The organism is Blastococcus sp. SYSU DS0616 (assembly GCF_054051015.1).
Genome location: NZ_JBJHAJ010000003.1, coordinates 178,766 through 199,540, shown reverse-complemented (window position 1 = coordinate 199,540; position 20,775 = coordinate 178,766). Strand labels below are relative to the sequence as shown.

Here is a 20,775-nt window from a genome sequence, read left to right as displayed (position 1 = left end):
CCCCCGGCGGAGGCGGTCACTCCTCCGCGCTGCCGCGGGTACCCGGGGGGACGGGTGCGTTGACGTCGAAGAGGACACCGACCATGCGGATCGTGAAGCACACCGCGGCGGCGACGATCGAGGCGGCGGCGTTCCGGACGTCGAGCAGCTCGGCGACGACGACCGCGGTGGCGCCGACCAGCGCCGGTACGGCGTAGAGCCCGCTGCTGAGCACCGTGGGCACCTGCCGGACGAGGACGTCGCGAAGCGTGCCGCCCCCCACTCCGGTGAGCACGCCCACGATGACGGCTTGCGCGGGACCGAACCCGAGGTCGACCGCCTTGAGCGCCCCGGTGACGGCGAAGAGGCTCAGCCCGGCAGCGTCCAGGACGTTGATCGTCCCGTTGATCCGATCCAGGTGGGACCAGGAGAAGAAGGCGATCAGTCCGCCCCCGGCCGCCACGGCCAGGTAGCGCCAGTCGAGGAAGGTCGCCGGCGGCAGGGCGTCGAGGAAGACGTCGCGGATGGTGCCGCCACCCAGGGCGGTGATCATGCCGAGGGTCACCACGCCGACGATGTCCAACCGGGTCGCGCGCAGGGCGGTCAGGGCGCCGTTGAGCGCGAAGGCGAACGTGCCGACGAGGTCGAGCACGAGCAGCGCCGTGGTCGCCATGGGATGTCCTGCTCCTCACTGCGGGGCTCACCGACCGGCGTGACCGGGACGGCGGCTCCTGCCCGCCGTCCCGGCACCGTGCCGGGTCAGTCTCCCCGGCGGGTGAAGGCCTCGATGATCGACTGCCAGTGCTCGACGTGCGGGCCGGTGCGCGGCGCGTCGGGCTGCAGCGCGTAGGTGAGCGCCTGCCCGCGCATCGAGGTGAGCAGCACCTGGTAGACGGCCTCGGCCTGGGGGTGCCGCGCCACCCGTTCGCCGAACACCTCCATCGTCAGCGACCGCAGCTGCACGCCCAGCCGCCGCTCGTGCGGGAGCAGCGCGGCCCGCAGCTCGGCGTCCGTGCGGGCGGCGCCCCACAGCTCCATCGCGGCGACGAACAGCTCGCCGTGGAACCGCTCCCAGATCAGCTCCACGCCGAGCCGGGCGCGCGCGGTGGGGTCCGCCGGCAGGTCGGCGGCGGCCTGGCGGACGCTGGCGCTGAACTCCTCGTAGAGGTGGTCGACCGCGGCCAGCACGAGGTCGGCCTTGGCCGTGAACTGGTGGGTCAGGGCCCCTCGGGAGACCCCGGCCCGGCGCTGCACCTCCTGGGTGGTGGTCCGGGCGTAGCCGAGCTCGACCAGCGACTCCACGGTGGCCCGCACCAGCGCCGCGCGGGTGCTGGCCCGCCGTTCGGCCTGGGTGCGTCGCACGCTCGGGGCGGCGGTCACCTCGGCATGCTCGCTCCCCCGCGCCACGCGCTGATCCTAGGAAGGACGCCGGGGAACGGGGCGCCGCCTTGCGGCGACGCCCCGCTACCGGTGCTCAGGCCGCGGCGGCGGCCCGCAGGCTACCCGCCGGGACGGCCCGCTCCAGCAGGATCGCCGGTGGCCGGAACCGCTCGCCGTAGCGGTCGGCCAGCTCGTCGGCCCGGGCCACGAAGCCGGCCACCCCGCCGGCGTACTGGTCGACGTACTGCAGGACGCCGCCGTAGAGCGGCGGGAAGCCGATCCCCATGATCGACCCGATGTTGGCGTCCTCGACGGTGCGCAGCACCTGCTCCTCGAGGCAGCGCGCCGTCTCGACGGCCATGGCGAACAGCAGGCGCTCCTGGGCGTCGCGGAAGGACACCCCGTCGCTCGCCGGGAAGAGCTCGGCCAGCCCGGGCCACACCCGCTTCTCCGGCTGCCAGTCGAAGAACCCGGCGCCCGCGGCCTTGCCCGTGCGGCCGTGCTCGACCATCGTCCGCAGGACGGCCACGCCCGGGTGGTCGTCGGCGGCCCCGGCCTTCGCCGCCTCGTCGCGGATCTTCAGCGGCAGGGTCAGGGTGACCTCGTCGAGCAGGGTGAGCGGCCCGGCGGGGAAGCCGGCCTGCAGGGCGGCGCGCTCGACGCTCATCGGCGCCAGCCCCTCGGCCAGCAGCGCCGCGCCCTCCATGACCAGGGTGCCGAACACCCGGCTGGTGAAGAACCCCCGGCTGTCGGCGACGACGATCGGGGTCTTGCCGATCTGCCGGACGACGTCGTAGGCCCGCGCCAGCGCCTCGTCGGAGGTCCGCTCCCCCACGATCAGCTCGACCAGCGGCATCTTGTCCACCGGCGAGAAGAAGTGCATGCCGACCACGTCGGCCTGCCGCTGCACGCCCTCGGCCAGCCCGGTGATCGGCAGGGTCGAGGTGTTGGAGGCCAGCAGCGCACCCGGCGCGGCGTTCGCCTCCGCCTCGCTCAGCACCCGGTGCTTGAGCGCGGTGTCCTCGAAGACCGCCTCCACGATCACGTCACAGCCGGCCAGGTCCGCCGCGTCGCCGGTCGGGGTGATCCGGGCGAGGAACGCGTCGGCCTTCGCCTGGCTCATGCGCCCGCGCGACACCTGCTTCCCGACCAGCCCGGCGACGTGCGCCTTCCCCTTGTCGGCGGCCTCCGCGCTGACGTCCTTGAGGACGACGTCGACGCCCACCTTGGCGAACGCGTGCGCGATGCCGGCACCCATCATCCCGGCGCCCAGGACGCCGACCTTCGACGCCGAGAACGTCTGCTCGACCGACGGCCGCGAGCCCCCGCCGTTGATCCGGTTCAGGTCGAACCACAGCGCCTGGATCATGTTGGTCGAGATCTGGCCGACGACCAGGTCGACGAAGTACCGGCCCTCCACGGTGAACGCGGTGTCGACGTCCACCTGCAGGCTCTCCACCGCCGCCGACAGGATGGCGTAGGGCGCCGGGTAGGGCGCGCCCTTGAGCTGCTTGGTCAGGTTCGCCGGGAACGCCGGCAAGTTGGCGGCCAGCGACGGCGACGACGGGGTCCCGCCGGGCACCTTGTAGCCCTTGGTGTCCCACGGCTGCGCGGCACCGGGATTCGCCAGCACCCAGGCGCGGGCCTTGGCGAGCAGCTCGTCGCGGTCGGTAGCCGTCTCGTGGACCAGCCCCAGCTCCAGCGCCTTCTGGGGACGGACCTGCTGGCCCTGGAGCAGCAGCTCGAGCAGCGCCGTCGTCAGGCCGAGCAGGCGGACCGAGCGGACGATGCCGCCGCCGCCGGGCAGCAGGCCGAGCGTGACCTCGGGGAAGCCGAGCTTGACCTTCGGGTCGTCGAGGACGACGCGGTGGTGGGTGGCCAGGGCGATCTCCAGCCCGCCACCCAGCGCGGCGCCGTTGATCGCCGACGCGACCGGGATGCCGAGCGTCTCCAGCCGGCGCAGCTGGCCCTTCACCAGCGTCACCTGAGCCAGGACGGCGTCCTTGCTCTCGGGCGTGGCCTGGATCAGGCTGCCCAGGTTGCCGCCGGCGAAGAAGGTCTTCTTCGCGCTGGTCAGGACGACGCCCCGGATCGAGTCCTTCTCGGCCTCGAGCCGGTCGATCGTCTCGCCCATCGAGGCCACGTACGCGTCGTTCATGGTGTTCGCCGACGACGACGGGTCGTCGAGGGTGAGGACGACGACGCCGTCGGCGTCGGACTCCCAGCGGATGGTGCTCTCACTCATCGGGTGTCGCTCCTCAGACTCGCTCGACGACGGTGGCGATGCCCATCCCGCCGCCGACGCACAGGGTGGCCAGGCCGTAGCGCAGGTCGCGCCGCTCGAGCTCGTCGACGAGCGAGCCCAGGATCATCGCGCCGGTCGCGCCCAGCGGGTGCCCCATCGAGATGGCGCCACCGTTGACGTTGACCTGCTCGTGGGCGAAGCCGGTGTCGGCCATGAACCGCAGCACGACGGCGGCGAACGCCTCGTTCATCTCGACCAGATCGATGTCGTCGACGGTGAGACCCGCCTTGGCCAGCGCCTTGTGCGTGGCCGGCGCCGGACCGGTCAGCATGATCACCGGGTCGGCACCGGAGACGGCGGTGCTCACGATGCGGGCGCGCGGGGTCAGTCCGTTGCGGCTGCCCGCCTCCTCGGTGCCGACGACGACCAGCGCGGCGCCGTCGACGATGCCGCTGGAGTTGCCGGCGGTGTGCACGTGGTCGATCCGCTCGACCCAGTGGTACTTGTTCAGCGCGACGGCGTCGAAGCCGCCCAGGTCGCCGATGCCGGCGAACGCCGAGGGCAGCGCGGCCAGCGACTCGACGGTGGTGCCGGGTCGCACCAGCTCGTCGGCGTCGAGGACGACGGTGCCGTTCTTGTCCGTCACCGGGACGACGGACCGCTCGAAGTACCCGTTGGACCACGCCTTGGCCGCGCGGGCGTGGGACTCGGCGGCGTAGGCGTCGACGTCCTCCCGGCTCCAGCCGGCGAGGGTCGCGATCAGGTCGGCACCGATGCCCTGCGGCACGAAGCCGGTGCGCGCGGCGGTCTCGGGGTCCATGGGCCAGGCGCCGCCGTCGGAGCCCATGGGCACCCGCGACATCGACTCGACACCGCCGGCGAGCACCAGGTCCTCGAAGCCGGACCGGACCTTCTGCGCGGCCAGGTTGACCGCCTCCAGGCCGCTGGCGCAGAACCTGTTGATCTGGACGCCGGCCACGGTGTCGGGCAGCCCGGCCGCCAGCGCCGCCGTCCGGGCGATCACCGCACCCTGCTCCCCCACCGGGGAGACGACGCCGAGCACGATGTCGTCGACCAGCGCCGGGTCGAGCCCGGGGTTGCGGTCGCGGACCGCGTCGATGAGACCGGTGGTCAGGCTGATCGGCTTGACCGAGTGCAGCCCGCCGGTCTTCTTGCCCTTGCCGCGCGGGGTGCGCACGGCGTCGTAGATGAACGCCTCGGTGCTCATGCTCGTGCCTCGGTGGCCATGCGAGTCCTCTCGGGTGCGTACGGGGAACGGGTTCAGACGCCGAGGGAGCGGCCGACGATCTCCTTCATGATCTCGGTCGTCCCGCCGTAGATGGTCTGGATGCGGCTGTCGAGGTAGGCCTTCGCGACCGGGTACTCGAGCATGTAGCCGTAGCCGCCGTGCAGCTGCAGGCACCGGTCGATCACCCGCTTCTGCAGCTCGGTGGTCCACCACTTGGCCATGGCCGCGTCCTCGGCGGTGAACCGGCCGGCGTTGTGCTCGAGGACGGCCTTCTCGAGGTAGGTCTCGGCGACCGAGACCTCGGTGTGCATCTCGGCGAGCTCGAAGCGGGTGTTCTGGAACGCCCCGATCGGTCTGCCGAAGGCGGTGCGGTCCTTGCAGTACTGGACGGTCAGGTCGAGCACGATGCGGGCGGAGGCGACGGCGCCGGCGGCGATCGACAGGCGCTCCTGCGGCAGGTTCGCCATGAGGTGGAAGAAGCCGTGCCCCTCGGTGCCGAGCAGGTTGGCGGCCGGCACCCGCACGTCCTCGAAGAACAGCTCGGCCGTGTCCTGCGCCTTGAGGCCGACCTTGTCCAGGTTCCGCCCGCGCTCGAAGCCCGGCATGCCGCGCTCGACGACCAGCAGCGAGAACCCGCGGGCACCGGCCTCCGGGTCGGTGCGGGCGACCACGATGACCAGGTCGGCGTTGATGCCGTTGGTGATGAACGTCTTGCTCCCGTTGAGCACCCACTCGTCGCCGTCCCGGCGGGCCGTGGTCCGCAGGCCCTGCAGGTCGGAGCCGGCGCCCGGCTCGGTCATGGCGATCGCGGTGATGATCTCCCCGCTGACGACACCGGGCAGCCAGCGCCGCTTCTGCTCCTCGGTGGCGAGCCCGGTCAGGTACGGCGCGACGACGTCGTTCTGCAAGGTGAAGCCCAGGCCGCTGGCCCCCACCCGGCTGACCTCGGCGGAGAGGATGGCGTTGTAGCGGAAGTCCCGGACCCCGCCGCCGCCGTACTCCTCGGGCACGTCCATGCCGAGCAGGCCCTGCTCGCCGGCGCGGAGCCACACCGCGCGGTCGACGACGCCGGCCTTCTCCCACTCGTCGTGGTGGGGGACGACCTCCTTGGCCAGGAAGTCCCGCACCATCGCGCGGAACGACTCGTGCTCGGCCTCGTAGAGAGCGGACTGCACAGCAACCTCCGGGACGTTCGCCGACCACCGGCGATCACCGCGCCGGGAACCCGAACATACAGACCACCCGTTCTGTATCTTCGCGGTCCACGTCACAGCGTCGTGTCGTCGTCCCGAGGAGCCCACCCGTGCAGGAGTACGCCAGCCCCAGCACCTTCGAGATCCCCGCCACCGCCGCGCTGCCCGATGCGGTGGCCACCCACGCGCGCGAGGACCCGGACCGCATCGCGCTGAGCCGCAACGTGGGCGGCAGCTGGGTGCCGGTTACCAGCCGCGAGTTCGCCCAGCAGGTGTCTGCCCTGGCGCGCGGCATGATCGCGGCCGGGGTCGGGCCGGGCGACCGGGTCGGGATCCTGGGCCGGACCAGCTACGAGTGGACCCTGGCCGACTACGCCATCTGGACCGCCGGCGGCGTGGGCGTACCCATCTACGAGACCTCGTCGGCCGAGCAGGCGCAGTGGATCCTGGCGGACTCCGGCGCGGTCGCCGTCGTGGTGGAGACCGCCGCGCACCGGACCCTGGTCGAGTCGGTGCGCAGCGACCTGCACGAGCTCCGCGAGGTCTGGACTGTCGAGACCGGGGACCTGGACGCCGTGGCCGCGCGGGCCGGGGAGGTGCCGGAGGAGGAGCTGGCGGCGCGTCGGGCCGGCCTGACCACCGACTCGCTCGCCACGATCATCTACACCTCGGGGACCACCGGGCGCCCCAAGGGCTGCGAGCTGACGCACGGGAACCTGCTCTACGTCGCCGAACTCGCACCGGCGGTCATCCCGGCGATGGCGGCCGAGAACGCCAGCTCGTTGCTCTTCCTGCCGCTGGCGCACGTCTTCGCCCGGATCATCGAGGTCGGCTGCATCCAGCACGGCGCCCGGCTGGGCCACACTCCCGACCTCGCCTCGCTGCTGGCCGACCTCGGCACGTTCCAGCCGACGTTCCTCGTCGCGGTGCCCCGAGTGTTCGAGAAGGTCTACAACGGTGCGCGGCAGAAGGCCCACGCCGGCGGCAAGGGCGCGATCTTCGACCGCGCCGAGCGGGTCGCCGTCGCCTGGTCGAAGGGTCAGGACACCGGGGGCCCCGCCCTCGCGGTCAGGCTCCAGCACGCACTGTTCGACCGGCTGGTCTACGGCAAGCTGCGGGCGGCGATGGGCGGCCAGGTGGAGTACGCCCTCTCCGGCGGCGCCCCGCTGGGCGAACGCCTCGGCCACTTCTTCCGGGGCATCGGCGTCACCATCCTCGAGGGCTACGGCCTCACCGAGACCACCGGCCCGGCGACCGTCAGCGGCCCGGACACCCTCAAGGTCGGCACCGTCGGCCGGCCGGCCCCCGGCACGGCGGTGCGCATCGACGACCTCGGCGAGATCCTCGTCCGCGGGCCGCAGGTGTTCCGCGGCTACTGGCACAACCCGGAGGCGACGGCCGAGGCGATGCGCGACGGCTGGTTCCGCACCGGCGACATCGGGGTGCTCGACCCCGAGGGGTACGTGACGATCACCGGACGGATCAAGGAGCTGATCGTGACCTCGGCCGGGAAGAACGTCTCCCCCGCCGTCCTCGAGGACAAGATCCGCGCGCACCCGCTGGTCAGCCAGTGCATCGTCGTCGGCGACAACCGGCCGTTCATCGGCTGCCTGATCACGCTGGACGCCGAGGCGCTGCCCGGGTGGCTGGAGAGCAAGGGCCGCCCCGGCGGCACCCCGCTGGCCGAGCTGGTCGACGACCCGGAGGTCCGGGCGGAGCTCCAGGCCGCCGTGGACGCCGCCAACAGGCAGGTGTCGAAGGCCGAGTCGATCCGCTCGTTCGCCGTCCTCCCCGTGGAGTGGACGGTGGAGGGCGGCCAGCTGACCCCCTCGCTGAAGCTCAAGCGCTCGGTGGTCATGCAGGAGAACGCCGACGAGATCGAGAGGATCTACGCCTCCTGAGCCGGCCGCCCGCGTGCCCCCGGTCGGGCGGTCCGGGGGCACGCGCGCACCTCCGGCGGGCCGGCCGGACCGGCCGCGCCGCTGAATCCGGAACGGATGGGACCGGTGTGACGCGTGCGGCCGACACGTGCCCGGCGGTGGTGGCGCAACGGGCGGCGGGCTCGGACTCTGGGCGCATGACGAGCGTCTACGCGTACGGCACGGCACACGCGGTCGTCATGGTCGGCTCCTTCGGCGCCGAAGGGCTCACCCCGCGGCAGATCGGCCCGGCGCACGCGACCATCGGCCGGGTCAGCGGGCAGAGCCGCAAGGCCCTCTGCGGCGCCTACGTCTCCATCGACGAGCAGCTGCCCTGGCCACCCGAGGGGTACGAGGAAACGCAGCTCTGCCCGAACTGCGCCGCCCTCGCCGCCCTCTGAGGCCCCCTGCAGGGTCCCGCCACGAGCTTGCGAGTGGTGGGGGCAGGGGGTCCTTCAACAGCCGCCCGCGACCGACGGCAGCACCTGCACGACCGCGCCGTCGCCGACCGCCGCCGCCAGGCCGCCCTGCCAGCGCACGTCCTCGCCGTCGACGTAGACGTTGACGAACCGCCGCAGCGCCCCGGCCTCGTCCCGGATCCGCCGGCCGAGCACCGGGTGACGCGCCGCCAGCGCGTCGAGCACCGCCCGCAGCGTGGTGCCGTCCGCACCGCCACCCGGATCGACCGTCACGTGCCGCGTCCCCCCGGCGAGGTCGGCCAGCGACCCGGGCAGCACCACCTCCACGCGCACGCCGCCTCCCGTCACGGCAGCCGGGCCGCCCGCACGACGAGCACGTCGGGCAGGTGCTCGGCCACCAGGGAGAAGGTGTCCCCCTCGTCGCTGCTGGCGTACACGCAGCCGTCGCGCGTGCCCAGGTAGAGGCCGCCCGGGTCGTCGGTGCAGAAGGCGTCGCGCAGCACCGCGGTCCAGGCGCCCTCGGGGAGCCCGGCGCCGACCTCGGTCCAGCTCGCGCCGGCGTCCCGGGTGCGGTGCACCCGCAGCCGGCCGTCCGGCGGCACGCGCTGCACGTCGGCCACCAGCGGGACGACCCAGGCGGTGCCGGGCACGGTGGGCGAGGCGGCGATCGGGAAGCCGAAGTCGGCCGGCAGGCCCTCGGCGATGGAGGTCCACGACCCGCCGCCGTCGTCGGTGCGGAACACCCCGAAGTGGTTCTGCGCGTACATCCGCGCCGGGCTCCCGGCGTCGAGCGCCACCTTGTGCACGCACTGGCCGTACTCGGGTGGCTCGGGCAGGAAGACCGCGCTGATCCCCCAGTTGCGCGGCGTCCACCCGGTCGCGCCGTCGTCGCTGACGTACACCCCGCCGGTGCTCATGGCGACGGTCACCCGGTCGGTTCCCGGGTCCGGCAGGACCGTGTGCACCGCGCCGCCGCCCGCCCCGGGTTCCCAGGTGGGCCGGTGCGGGTGGTCCCACAGCCCGCGCACCAGCGAGAAGCTGCAGCCGCCGTCGTCGCTGCGCCACAACGAATGCGGCTCGCAGCCGGCCCAGACGACGTCGGGGCGGGCGGCGGAGTCGGGCCGCAGCTGCCACACCCGGCCGAGCGCGGCGCCGGCGTCGCCCGGGAACCGGATGGCCCCGTGCTCGGTCTCCTGCCAGCTGCCCCCCAGGTCGTCCGACCAGGTGACGGTGGGGCCCCAGTGGCCGTACTGGACCCCCGCCAGCAGCCGCGGCGCCGGGCGGCGGATGTCCACGGACACCGCCGCCACCTCCTGGGCCAGCAGGTGTGGCCCGTCCAGGCTCCACGTCCGCCGGTCGTCGTCACTGCGGGCCAGCCACAGCCCCTTGCGCGTTCCGATGGCCAGCAGGTCGGTCATGGCGCCCCTCCGGTTCGACGGTCCTCGGAGGATGGACCGCCGACGGGGCGGGAACTGAGCGGCCGGCGCTCAGCGGCGCGTGGCGCCGCCCTCGGGGTGTCGCTGCTGCCCGTCGGAGACGACGTCGGGCGAGAGGCGCTGCGCCTGCGCGCGCAGCTGCTCGGCGGCGGCCCGGTCCTCGTCGGCGCGGGCCGCCCGCTGCCGGGCCTCCTGCTCGGCGAGCGCGGCCCGCTCCTGCACCTCGGCGAGCTCCCGGCGGGCGCGGGCCGCCTGCTCCTCGGCCAGCGCCTGCTCCTTCTCGGCGCGGGCGCCGCGGATCTCGGCCTCCCGCAGGTGGTCGCGGGCCTCCTCGCGCTGCTCCGCCCGCTTGCGCGCCCCGGTGGTCCGCGACCGCCGGGTGAACGCGAACGCCACCAGCGCCAGCACCAGCAGCACGACGACGACCAGCACCACGATCTGCCACGGCTCCACGACGATCCCCTCCTCGGACGCGCCGTCCTCGTGCCCCCGGCGGGTGTGGGGGAAACGCGGTGGCCGCTACTTCAGCGCGCTACCGGCCCGCCACTCCTCCCAGGGGATGGCCCAGTCGTAGATGGCGCCGTCGGCGGCCGAGAGCGTGGGGCCGATCGAGTTCCTGATCTCCACGACGTCGCCGGGCTGGGAGAAGTGGAAGAACCACGCGGCGCGCTCGGTGGAGAGGTTGATGCACCCGTGCGAGACGTTCTCCCGCCCCTGCTGGGCCACCGACCAGGGCGCCGCGTGCACGAACTCCCCGTTGTCCGAGAGCCGGACCGCGTACTCCACGGGCGTCCGGTAGCCGTCCGGGCTGTCGACCGGCGTGCCGTACGTGCTGGAGTCCATGACCCGGTTCCGGTTGAGCTCGGTGACCACGTGCGGCCCGTTGCGGCTCGGGAAGCCCGGGCCCCCGGCGCTCATCGGGAAGGTCTGCACCAGCTGGTCGCCGTCGTAGACCTCCATCGTGTGCGTCGCGGCGTCGGCGACCGAGACGTGCCGCTCGCCGATGGAGAAGCTGATGCTGCGGTCCTTCTCCCCCCAGACGCCGTCGCCGAAGTCGACGCCGTACAGGTTCGCGTCGAGGGTGACCTCGATGTTCTCGGGCCAGTAGGTGGACGGGCGAAAGTGCACCTCGCTGTCACCGAACCAGCTCCACACGCCGTCGGTGGGCGTCGTGCTCGTGACCACCAGGTTGCGCTCGACGGCGGCCTTGTCGGTCACCGGCTCGGAGAAGTACACGCGGATCGGCATGCCGACGCCGACGGTCTGGCCGTCCAGCGGGCCGATCCCCGGCGTCACGACCGCCTGCGGGTCCACGGTGGTGAACGTCGACGTCGCCCGCGTCGGTTCCTCGTCGGCGTTGGTGGCCGTCGCGGTCAGCGTGTAGGCGGTGTCGTAGGCCAGCGGCGTCGCCGGCTCCCAGACGGCGGTGCCGTCCTCCTCCTCGGCGACGACGCCCGGCACGGGTGCCCCGGTCGCGTCGGTGACGGCGACCTCGGCGAGCTCGCCACCGCTCACCGAGATCTCGAGCGGGACCACGGGCGAGAGGTCCACGGCCCCGTCGGCGACCGCGAGCTCGACCGTCGCCGGCTCGGCCGCGGCGGTCGGCTCACCGGCAGCGCCGGCGTCCGACCCGCTGCACCCGGCCAGGGCGACCAGCGCCCCAGCGGCGATCATCGTGGCTGTCCGTCGCACCCGTCCCGGCTCCTCTCGCCCTCCCACCCGGTCCGGACGGGAGCAATCCCCTCCAGTGTCCACGGCGGGACGACAGCGGAGCGTGGTGTCGGACACGGGCGTGGCGAAGAGCACCTGCCCCCACCACCGGGCGACCGCCCGGCGCTGGTATCGTTCTCTCTCGTGCCCGCCGGCCGGGCGCACCGCGCCATTAGCTCAATTGGCAGAGCAGCTGACTCTTAATCAGCGGGTTCGGGGTTCGAGTCCCTGATGGCGCACCGCAACCCTCTCCGACCTGTGCCCGTGTCGGAGGGGGTTTCGTGCGTGGTGGCTGATCCACCACGCACTCACTCCGATGCGTCGGTCGGTCACCTGCCTGTCGATCTCGGGCTATCACTCCCGTCCGGCGGCCTCGCGATCACGACAGCACCTCGGACGGCACCTGCTCCCGCACGGCGGCGGCCAGCATGTCCGCGGCTGCCGCCGTCAGGTGGGTCTCGTCCGTGCGCAGCAGCACGTCGCCGGCGAAGGCGGGGCAGCGGCCGTCCGCGCAGAACATCTCCTGGGTGTCCACGTAGGTCACGTCCGCGCCGGCCGCCTGCTGCGCGTCGACCGCGGCCCGCTCGGCCTCGGTCTTGTCCAGGAAGCCGCGGCTGATCGGCCTGACGCAGTCCTCGGGACCGCTCAGGCGCCCCCCGCACTCGCGGGGATCGGCGCCCAGCGGCGGGTTGCCCAGGACCACGACGGAGCCGACGAACGGCGCCACCGCCTCGAGGGTCGACTCCAGGCCGCGCTGCCACTCGTCGATGGCGGCGCCGCTGTCGCCCTCGCTGCCGGCCCCGCTGACGAAGTTGCCGAAGTACCCCTGGCCGGCCGAGAGGACCAGCACGTCGGGTGCCGTCTCCTCGATGAACCGCAGCGTGCGCTCGCGCGCGGCCGCGCACTCCTCCGGGAAACCGGGTGGCTCGGCCGGCGGCGCCACGGCGACGTCGACGAACGGGCAGGAGGCGTAACCCAGCGCGAGCACCTGCCAGTCGTCGCCCTCGAAGACCCCGTTGACCGTGGGCCCCCAGCTCATCGCGACCGAATCGCCGACCAGGAGCGCCGTCCTGGGCGCATCCGCGGGCCCGTGCCGGCAGACCAGCGGGTCATCTCCGGCGGCCACCGTGTTGCGGCACCCCGGAGCGGTGGTGCCCATCTCCACCGGCTGGTGCTCGGGCCCGAGCCCGTCGAGGGAGGGCGTCAGGTCGGCCGGCCAGGACTCGGCGGACAGGGCGGCCTCCACCTGGTCCGCGAGCTCGGCCGCCGACGGCCGCTCGTCACCGGTGGATCGTGCCGCGCCCCCGCTGTCCGGGTCGGCGACCCCCCTCCACCCGGGCACCAGGAACTGGGCTGCGCCCACCACGAGCAGCACGGCGGCCACGGTGACGGGGAGCCCGACCCCCTCGCGGCGGCGTCGCTCCCAGCCGGAGACGTAGCGGGGACGGGGACGGATGGCCAGCACGGGTTGCTCGATCCACCGGTACGAGGCGGCCGACAGGAGCACCGTGAGGGCCACGAGGGCCAGCTGCACCGCGACGGAGCTCCCGAAGGCGCCGACCCCGAACACCACCACCGGGAAGTGCCACAGGTAGATCGAGTACGACCACTGCCCGAGCCGTCGCGCCACCGGGTTGGTCAGCACGGCGGTGGCCGCGGACGGGGGCGGGTCGGCCAGGAGCACCAGCGCCGCGCCGAGCACCGGCGCCAGCACCCACGGGAAGGGGAACGGCGACGACGGCGAGATGACCACGGCGGAGCCGAGGATGACTCCCAGCCCGCCCAGGCTCAGCGCCGCGCGGAACCGGTCGGCGAGAACCAGCCGACCGCCGACGACGGCGACGAGCGCTCCGGCCAGCAACTCGCACGCACGCGCGAGGGTGTCGAAGTAGGCGGCCGTGGGAGCGGTGCTCGTCCGGTAGGCCGCCCAGGCCAGGGAGAGGGCGATCCCCGCGGTGAGGAACCACACCAGCCGCCCCGGTCGGCGCCGGAGGTCGAACAGCGCGAAGCCACCGAGCAGGAGCAGCGGCCAGAGCGCGTAGAACTGCTCCTCGATCGACAGCGACCAGTAGTGCTGCACCGGCGACACCGGCCCCTGCGCCTGCAGGTAGTCGGCCCCGACGGCCACCAGGTGCCAGTTCTCGACGAAGAAGGCCGCGGCCAACGCGTCGAGCGCGGTCTGGTTCGCCCGCGGCAGGAACCAGACGATGTACCCGACGGCCACGGTCACCGCCAGCACGGCCATGGCCGCCGGCAGGATCCGCTTGGCGCGCCGGAGGTAGAAGGCCCGGAAGGAGACGGTGCCCGTCGAGGCGAGCTCGCGGAGGAGCAGCGCGGTGATCAGGTACCCGGAGATGACGAAGAAGACGTCGACGCCGACGAAGCCACCGTGGGGCCAGCCGAGGATGTGGTCGGCGACGACCAGCGCCACCGCCACGGCGCGCAGACCCTGGATGTCCGCACGGAAGCGCAGCGGACCGCCGGGCGGCCGCGGCGTGGTCCGGATTGCCGCCTGATCTCCCGCGGTCATGGGCACGAACGTACTGGCGCCGCCGGGTTCCTGGCGTCACCACGTTGCGCGACTCCCCCGGTTGGGCAGGGTCCCGGCGGCGTAGCGGCAGCAGACAGCGACCGGTACCCGAGCCGGACGTGGGACGGCGGGGCCTCGAGCGGGTCGTAGGGTCGCCCGGTGATCTGGAAGCGCGCCGTCTTCGCGCTCTTCGCCGTGGCCGCGGGCACGAACGTCCCCACCCCGCTGCTGCTGGTCTACCAGGAGCGGCTCGGCCTCTCGGCCGAGGTCCTCACCGCGCTGTTCGGCTGCTACGCGGCCGGGCTCGTTCCCGCCCTCCTGCTGGCCGGGCCGCTGTCGGACCGGCTGGGCCGCCGCCGGGTCGCGATCCCCGGCATCGTGCTCTCCGCGCTGGCGTCGCTCGCCTTCGCCGCGGCGGGCGACTCGCTGGCGCTGCTGTTCGGCGCCCGCTTCCTCCAGGGCGTCGTCAGCGGCATCGTCTTCAGCGTCGGCAGCGCGTGGGTGGGCGAGCTCTCGCTCGCCTCGGGTGAGGGAGCCGGCGGACGGCGGGCCGCCTTCGCCATGACCGCCGGGTTCTCGCTGGGCCCGCTGACCAGCGGGCTGCTCGGCCAGTACGCCCCGGCGCCGACAGTGCTGCCGTACCTCCTGCACACCGTGCTCGTCGCGGTGGGCCTGGCGTTCGCCCTCCGGCTGCCGGAGACGGTCGAGCTGCACGACGCTCGCCCCACCGGATCCGGCTCGGCGCCGGCCGCGCCGCTGATCCGGCCGGGAGACGGCGCCCTGGTGGCGACCGTGCTGGCCCCGGTAGCGGTCTGCGTCTACGCGTTCCCCTCCACGGTCATCAACGCCGTCCCGCTGCTGGTGGAGCTGCCCTACGGCGGCGTCGCGGTCACCGGCGTGCTGGCGGGCGTGACGCTGGGCGCCGGCACGGTCGTCGCCGGGCTGCAACGCCGGCTGGGGCGGTGGACGGCCGTCGTCGGCACGGCGCTCGGCACGCTCGGGTTCGGCTGCGCCGCGTCGTTCGCCGGGACGGGCGCGCTGCCCTGGCTGGTCGCCGCCGCCCCGCTGCTGGGCGCGGGTGGTGGGCTGTGCCTCGCCGCCGGTCTGACACTGACCGCGCGGCTGGCCCCACCGGCCCGCCTCGGCGCCTTGACGTCGCTGTTCCTGGCCTGCGCCTACGTCGGGTTCGCCGCGCCGTTCGTCATGGCCGTGGCCGCGCGGGCGACGTCGGCGGTGCTGCCGCTGACCGTGGCGGCCGCGATCACCGCGCTGCTCGCCCTCCGCCTCCTCCCGGTGGCCCGAGCGCGACGGCTGTGAGCGCGCGACGGCGCCCCCTCCGCGAGGGAGGGGGCGCCGCCGGGAGTGCGAGGGTCAGCCGGCGATACCCGCCGCGAACTCGCCCTCGAAGGCCTCCTCCAGGACGGTGGCGCCACCCGGCACGTCGGCCGGCTGCAGGATGAAGCTCTGCAGGCTCGGGGACTGGCCGACCTCGAAGCCGCGGATCGGGACGACGAGGCCGCCGGTGTCGACCTCCTCCAGCTCGTTGAACGCGTTGAGCACGCCCTCACGGGTGAGGTCGCCGTCCTCGCAGGCCTGGTCGAGCACCTGCTTCATGATCTCGCTCATGCCGAAGCCGACGACCACACCGAGGCTCGGCACGGCGTCGGGGTAGGCCTCCTGGTACTGCTGGAGCAGCTCCGGGTGGGCGTCGAAGGAGGACACCGGCGAGGCCACGTAGAGGTGGGTCTTCAGCCACTCGGCGGCCGGGCCCTGGAGCAGTCCCGGCGCGAAGACGGGGTTGCTGCCCAGGATCGGGACGTCCAGCCCCTGCGCCGCGGCGACCGTCGCGACCGAGGCCGTCTGCCCCGGGGCCACGGTGAGCGCGATCAGGTCGACCCCGGCGGACCGGAACTGGGTGATCTGTGCGCTCATGTCCTGGTCGGTCGCCTTGATCTGCGCCTCGATCACCTCCAGGCCCTTCTCCTCGGCGACGGCCCGGGTGCCCTCGAGCCCGTTGGCGCCGTACTCGCCCTCGAAGTAGATGTGGCCGACCGTGTCGCCCTCGTTCAGCAGGCCCTCGCGGAACAGGTAGTCGTAGCCGTTGGCGAGCTCGACGTCGTAGGTGGCGCCCACCACGCCGGTGCCCGGGATCTCGGTCAGCGTCTTCGACCAGGCCGAGGGGAAGTTCACGATCTGGTCCGACTCGTACTCCGGTGCCAGCGCGGTGTTGATCGGCGACCCGATCGTCTGCTGCATCGCCAGGATGTTGTCCTGCATCCCGCTGTAGAGCGCGACGCCCTGCTGCGGGACGTACCCGGTGTCCTGGATGTCGAGCTGGACGTCGTAGGTGTCGCAGACCTGGTTGTTCTCCCAGAACAGGGAGTTGGCGTTGGTGATGTCGTTGCCCAGCGCGGCGAAGACACCGGTCAGGTCGGTGAGCACACCGAGGTTGATCGTCTCGCCCTCGATCCCGACGTCGGTGGCGACGTCGCCGGCGGCCGCTCCTCCCCCGCCGCCGCCACCCGAGGCCTCCGGCGCCTTGGTGCTGCAGCCGGTGGCGGCCAGGACGACGGTGGCGGCCAGCATCGTGGCGCCGGTCGAACGCTTGCTGAGTCTCACGTGGTGCTCCCTTGGGCTGGTGGGTCGGAGGGGGTGGGCTCGCTGGAACGGGTGGGCGTGTCGGGTGGGTGCTGGGTGATCCGTCCGCCCGGTCTGCGGCGGGCCCGGCCGGAGATGCGGCGGGCGATACCGGCGAGGCCGGCGGGCTCGAAGAGGATCACCAGGACGATGGCCGCGCCGAACAGGAACCGGGCCGCCTCACCGGCAGCCAGCCCCTCGTCCCGGCCCACGAAGGGGATCAGGTCGGCGTACCGCTGGAAGACCAGCGGCAGCGCGCTCACGAAGATCGCCCCGAGCACGGCTCCGTTCACCGAGCCGAGCCCGCCCAGCACGATCATGGCGAGGTAGAGGATGGACAGCTCCAGGCCGAAGGACTCCGGCGCGATGCTGCCGATGGAGAGCGCGTACATCACCCCAGCGAGGCCGGCGTACATCGAGCTGACCAGGAAGATCCGCGCCTTGTAGCCCTGCACGTTGACGCCCATCACCGACGCGGCGACCTCGCTGTCCCGCAGGGTCTGCAGGGCCCGGCCCGGCCGGCTGCGCAGCAGGTTGCGGGCGAAGAGGTAGGCCCCGAGGGCCAGGACGAGCCCCAGGTACCACAGCCGCTCGGACTCCCGGAACGGCACGCCGAGCACGTACAGCTCCGGGTCCCGGTTGGCGAAGGTGAAGCCGAACAGCGAGAAGTCCGGTGCCGCCCGGCCGTTGAAGCCGCCGGTGACCTCGGTCCAGCTGTTGAGCACGTGGACGCCGATGAACACCAGCGCCAGCGACGCGACCCCGAGGTAGATCCCGCGCAGCCGGGCCGCGAGCGGGCTGAAGATCAGCCCGGCGAGCCCCGCGAGGAGCACGCCCACGATCATCCCGACGATCGGGGGGAGCCCGAGCCCGCCGAGCTCGGCCACCCCGAGCCCGCCCGACTCCCCCGAGACGTAGACGTAGCTGACCGCCCCCACCGCCAGGAAGAAGGCGTGGGCGAGGGAGAGCTGGCCGCTGTTGCCGACGAGCAGGTTCAGGCCGATCGCGCCCACGATCGCGCCGAAGGCGGCGAACCCGGTGCGCAGCCAGAACTCCTCGACGTACAGCGGCAGCGCCAACATCACCAGCAGGAAGGCGACCAGGAGCAGAGGGCGCAGCCAGGACCGCAGTCCGGACCGGCCGGAACCGGCCCGCTCCGCCGGGCCGGCCCCCGACGGGTGGGCCCCCGTCGCCGCCGTCATCGTCGCCTCAGACACGGGTCAGCTCCTTCGTCCCGAACAGGCCGGACGGACGGAACATGAGGACCGCGATCATCACGATGAAGGGGACGACGGCGCTGAACCCGCGGCCGAGGAAGAGCAGCTGGTCCTGGTAGCCCGCGGCCATCGCCTCGGCGATGCCGATCAGCAGGCCCCCGACGAGGGCGCCGCCGGTCGAGTCCAGGCCGCCGAGGATCGCCGCCGGGAAGGCCCGCAGCGCGACGGCGTAGGCCGTCGGGGTGACGCCCGGCGTCGGTGATCCGACCAGGAACAGCGCCGCGACGGCGGCGAGCACCCCGGCGACCACCCAGGCGAGCGCGGAGACCCGACCCTGCCGGATGCCCATCAGGGCCGCCGTCTCGCCGTCCTCCGCCGAGGCCCGCATCGCGATGCCCCAGTTCGAGTACTTGAACGCAACGAAGAAGAGCGCGATGAGGACGGCGGCCACGAGGAACGCGATCAGCCGGTTCTGCGCGAGCCCGACGTCGCCGATCCGGAACGACTGCCCGCCCCACGGGTGCGGCACGTTGAGGATGTCGGAGCCGAGCCGGCGGATGAGCTCGGTGAGCAGGATGATGTCGACGCCGATCGTCACGATGGCCAGGCTGATCACCGCGGCGCCGCGCAACCGGTTGATGATCAGGCGCTCGATGACGAACGCCGCCGCGGCCGTGATCAGGATTCCCACGAGCACGGCCGGCAGGAAGCCGATCGTGTCCGACAGCCGCGCGATGGAGTAGGCGCCCAGCAGCAGCAGGGACCCGTGGGTGAAGCTCACGACCTCGCTCGCCTTGAAGATGATCACGAAGCCGAGGGCGATGAGGGCGTACAGGGCGCCCAGGGAGATCCCGTTGAGGAGCAGGGAGAGGAACTGGGTCACGAGGTCGCCCCAGGGTTGTCGGAGGAGTGGTGGTGGGCGGCGGCTTCCGAGGGGCTCTCCTCGTCGCCGGAGCCGAGATAGGCACGGATGACCTCGGGGTCGGTCTGCACCTGCGCCGGTGTGCCGTCGGCGATGCGCCGGCCGAAGTCGAGCACGGTGACGCGGTCGGCCAGGGACATGACCATCCCCATGTCGTGCTCGACCAGGACGACGGAGATGCCCAGCGCCGACCGGATCTCGAGGATCGCCTCCGCCATGCGGTCGGTCTCCTCGGCGTTCATGCCGGCGACCGGCTCGTCCAGGAGCAGCAGCCGCGGCTCGGTGCACAGGGCCCGGGCCACCTCCACCCGCTTCTGGTCGCCGTAGGAGAGCACCCCGACGGGCGTGTGCAGCTTCTCGCCGAGATCCATGAACTCGGCGATCTCGGCGACGCGCGCGCCGTGCACCTTGCCCTCCCGCGTGGCCCGCGGGAGCCGCAGGCCGGCCGAGAGGAAGCCGGCCTTGGTCAGGTGGTGGCGGCCCAGCATGAGGTTCTCCGCCACCGACTGGGTGCCCGACAGCGCGATGTTCTGGAACGCGCGGGCCACCCCGATGCCGGCGATCTTGTACGGCCGCATCTGGTCCAGCCGGTGCTCACCGAACCGGACCTGGCCCTCGTTGGCCCGGTAGACGCCGGACAGGACGTTGAACATCGTCGACTTGCCCGCACCGTTGGGCCCGATGATCGCGTGGATCGTGCCGGGAGCGACCGTGAACGAGACGTCCGACAGGGCGTTGATCGCCCCGAAGCGGACGCTGACGCCGTCGACCTCGACCGTCGGGATGTCCGACCGCGTCCCCGACCCGACGTCGGGCGCCGCGGTCATGCCGTCCACCGGGAGAGCTTCTTGCCCGAGCTCACGCGCCGGGTCGGGGCCGCGCCGTCGCCGCCCCCGTCGTGGCCGAGGTACAGCCGCTGCACCTCGTCGGTCTGGGCGAGCTGCCGCGCGTCACCGGAGAGCGAGACCTCACCGACGTCGAGCACGTAGGCGAGATCGGCGACCCCGAGCGCCATCGTGGCGTTCTGCTCGACCAGCAGCACGGAGGTCCCCTGGCGGTTGATCTCGCCGATGACCTCGCCGATCTGGCCGATGATGCGCGGCGCCAGCCCGAGCGACGGCTCGTCGAGCAGGAGCAGCTTCGGGCTGGCCATCAACGCGCGCCCGATGGCCAGCATCTGCTGCTCGCCGCCGGAGAGCAGCGCGCCCCGCTGGGAGCTGCGCTCCTTGAGCACCGGGAACAGGTCGTAGACGCGGTCCTGGGCCTGGGCCTTGGCCGCCTTGTCCCGGTTCCCCATGCCGCCGGCACGCAGGTTCTCCTCGACCGTCAGCCGGCCGAAGATGCGCCGCCCCTCGGGCACCTGCACGAGCCCGAGCCGGACGGCCTGGGCCGGGTCCTTCGACACGAGGTCGGTCCCGTCGAAGGTCACCGACCCGGAGTCGACCCGGCCGCGGTGCAGCCGCAGCGTGCCCGAGATGGTCCGCAGCAACGTCGTCTTCCCGGCGCCGTTGCTGCCCAGGACGGCGACGACCCTGCCGTCGGGGACCTCCATGGAGACCCCCCGCACGGCCTGGACGGCTCCGCCGTAGGTGACGTGCAGGGCGTCGATGCTCAGCACGGGCGGCTCCCTGCCGTGGCCCGGCCGGGCGGGATCGGGCGGGGGCGGCCGAGCGGCGGGCGGGTGGCCGTCACCGGGCCGCCTGTTCGGGAGCGCGACCGCAGGAGGTCAGGCGCGGAGAAGTGATCTGGCACACAGGCCGGGACTCTAGGCAGGCAATGGTCTGTGACGGGCGCCACAAAGGTCACGGATTGATCACGTGTTGCCGGGCTCCACCCAGGCATCCGTGCCCCTGATCCACAGCACGCTCCGTACGGCGCCGTCCGGAAAGCCGGAGCCCGCCGCCGGAGCCCGCCGACCGGCCGGGCGGGGGCGGTCGAT

General features: G+C 73.2%; 18 protein-coding genes and 1 tRNA gene. 4 read left to right on the top strand and 15 right to left on the bottom strand.

The window, feature by feature from the left end; genetic code table 11:
• Positions 1-16 precede the first annotated feature (16 nt).
• The 5 genes from ACI79K_RS03665 to ACI79K_RS03645 form a co-directional block, all read right to left on the bottom strand.
• On the bottom strand, positions 17-652 hold the full coding sequence (locus tag ACI79K_RS03665; RefSeq protein WP_456598238.1) for a trimeric intracellular cation channel family protein: 636 nt from the start codon (positions 650-652) through the stop codon (positions 17-19).
• 86 nt (positions 653-738) lie between these two features.
• On the bottom strand, positions 739-1,359 hold the full coding sequence (locus tag ACI79K_RS03660) for a TetR/AcrR family transcriptional regulator (RefSeq protein WP_456598237.1): 621 nt from the start codon (positions 1,357-1,359) through the stop codon (positions 739-741).
• Between the two features lie 94 nt (positions 1,360-1,453).
• Complete coding sequence (locus ACI79K_RS03655) at positions 1,454-3,604, bottom strand: 3-hydroxyacyl-CoA dehydrogenase NAD-binding domain-containing protein (RefSeq protein WP_456599002.1); 2,151 nt, start codon at positions 3,602-3,604, stop codon at positions 1,454-1,456.
• 13 nt (positions 3,605-3,617) lie between these two features.
• Entirely contained in the window at positions 3,618-4,832 is a 1,215-nt protein-coding gene (locus ACI79K_RS03650; RefSeq protein ID WP_456587537.1) for an acetyl-CoA C-acetyltransferase, read from the bottom strand.
• A gap of 53 nt (positions 4,833-4,885) precedes the next feature.
• A complete protein-coding gene (locus ACI79K_RS03645; protein WP_456599001.1) occupies positions 4,886-6,028 on the bottom strand; it encodes an acyl-CoA dehydrogenase family protein in 1,143 nt (380 codons plus the stop codon).
• A 128-nt stretch (positions 6,029-6,156) separates the two neighbouring features.
• Between ACI79K_RS03645 and ACI79K_RS03640 the strand changes: the two genes are divergently transcribed.
• The gene (locus tag ACI79K_RS03640; RefSeq protein ID WP_456599000.1) at positions 6,157-7,947 is read left to right on the top strand and encodes an AMP-dependent synthetase/ligase; all 1,791 of its coding nucleotides are present in this window, start codon (positions 6,157-6,159) and stop codon (positions 7,945-7,947) included.
• Positions 7,948-8,123: 176 nt separating this feature from the next.
• On the top strand, positions 8,124-8,366 hold the full coding sequence (locus ACI79K_RS03635; RefSeq protein ID WP_456587534.1) for a hypothetical protein: 243 nt from the start codon (positions 8,124-8,126) through the stop codon (positions 8,364-8,366).
• Between the two features lie 54 nt (positions 8,367-8,420).
• On the opposite strand, the gene ACI79K_RS03630 is transcribed toward ACI79K_RS03635, so the two are convergent.
• The 4 genes from ACI79K_RS03630 to ACI79K_RS03615 all read right to left on the bottom strand — a co-directional run bounded on the left by ACI79K_RS03630 (position 8,421) and on the right by ACI79K_RS03615 (position 11,512).
• Positions 8,421-8,717: a ubiquitin-like small modifier protein 1 gene (locus ACI79K_RS03630; RefSeq protein ID WP_456598999.1), complete on the bottom strand. Its 297-nt coding sequence runs from the start codon at positions 8,715-8,717 to the stop codon at positions 8,421-8,423.
• Positions 8,718-8,728: 11 nt separating this feature from the next.
• Entirely contained in the window at positions 8,729-9,802 is a 1,074-nt protein-coding gene (locus ACI79K_RS03625) for an exo-alpha-sialidase (RefSeq protein ID WP_456598998.1), read from the bottom strand.
• A 69-nt stretch (positions 9,803-9,871) separates the two neighbouring features.
• Positions 9,872-10,273 carry a hypothetical protein gene (locus ACI79K_RS03620; RefSeq protein WP_456587531.1) on the bottom strand — a complete coding sequence of 134 codons (402 nt, stop codon included), beginning with the start codon at positions 10,271-10,273 and terminating at the stop codon, positions 9,872-9,874.
• A gap of 66 nt (positions 10,274-10,339) precedes the next feature.
• Complete coding sequence (locus ACI79K_RS03615; protein WP_456598997.1) at positions 10,340-11,512, bottom strand: L,D-transpeptidase; 1,173 nt, start codon at positions 11,510-11,512, stop codon at positions 10,340-10,342.
• A gap of 184 nt (positions 11,513-11,696) precedes the next feature.
• Between ACI79K_RS03615 and ACI79K_RS03610 the strand changes: the two genes are divergently transcribed.
• Positions 11,697-11,769 (top strand) — tRNA-Lys (locus tag ACI79K_RS03610).
• A 140-nt stretch (positions 11,770-11,909) separates the two neighbouring features.
• Here ACI79K_RS03610 and ACI79K_RS03605 read toward each other — a convergent pair.
• Positions 11,910-14,060 (bottom strand): acyltransferase family protein, encoded by a 2,151-nt coding sequence (locus ACI79K_RS03605; protein WP_456598996.1) that lies wholly within the window; start codon positions 14,058-14,060, stop codon positions 11,910-11,912.
• Between the two features lie 159 nt (positions 14,061-14,219).
• On the opposite strand from ACI79K_RS03605, the gene ACI79K_RS03600 reads away from it, so the two are divergent.
• Entirely contained in the window at positions 14,220-15,377 is a 1,158-nt protein-coding gene (locus ACI79K_RS03600; protein ID WP_456587528.1) for an MFS transporter, read from the top strand.
• Positions 15,378-15,431: 54 nt separating this feature from the next.
• Here ACI79K_RS03600 and ACI79K_RS03595 read toward each other — a convergent pair whose 3' ends face one another.
• Genes ACI79K_RS03595 through ACI79K_RS03575 form a run of 5 tightly spaced genes read right to left on the bottom strand, consistent with a single transcriptional unit; the run spans position 15,432 to position 20,454 of the window.
• The gene (locus tag ACI79K_RS03595; protein ID WP_456587527.1) at positions 15,432-16,679 is read right to left on the bottom strand and encodes an ABC transporter substrate-binding protein; all 1,248 of its coding nucleotides are present in this window, start codon (positions 16,677-16,679) and stop codon (positions 15,432-15,434) included.
• Positions 16,676-17,914, bottom strand: coding sequence for a branched-chain amino acid ABC transporter permease (locus ACI79K_RS03590; protein ID WP_456598995.1), 1,239 nt, complete (start codon positions 17,912-17,914; stop codon positions 16,676-16,678). The genes ACI79K_RS03595 and ACI79K_RS03590 overlap by 4 nt, the downstream gene beginning before the upstream one ends.
• Entirely contained in the window at positions 17,907-18,797 is an 891-nt protein-coding gene (locus ACI79K_RS03585) for a branched-chain amino acid ABC transporter permease (RefSeq protein WP_456587525.1), read from the bottom strand. Before ACI79K_RS03585 ends, ACI79K_RS03590 begins: the two co-directional genes overlap by 8 nt.
• Entirely contained in the window at positions 18,794-19,663 is an 870-nt protein-coding gene (locus tag ACI79K_RS03580) for an ABC transporter ATP-binding protein (protein WP_456587566.1), read from the bottom strand. The genes ACI79K_RS03585 and ACI79K_RS03580 overlap by 4 nt, the downstream gene beginning before the upstream one ends.
• Positions 19,660-20,454, bottom strand: a complete 795-nt coding sequence (locus ACI79K_RS03575) for an ABC transporter ATP-binding protein (RefSeq protein ID WP_456587524.1) — start codon at positions 20,452-20,454, stop codon at positions 19,660-19,662. The genes ACI79K_RS03580 and ACI79K_RS03575 overlap by 4 nt, the downstream gene beginning before the upstream one ends.
• Positions 20,455-20,775 lie beyond the last annotated feature (321 nt).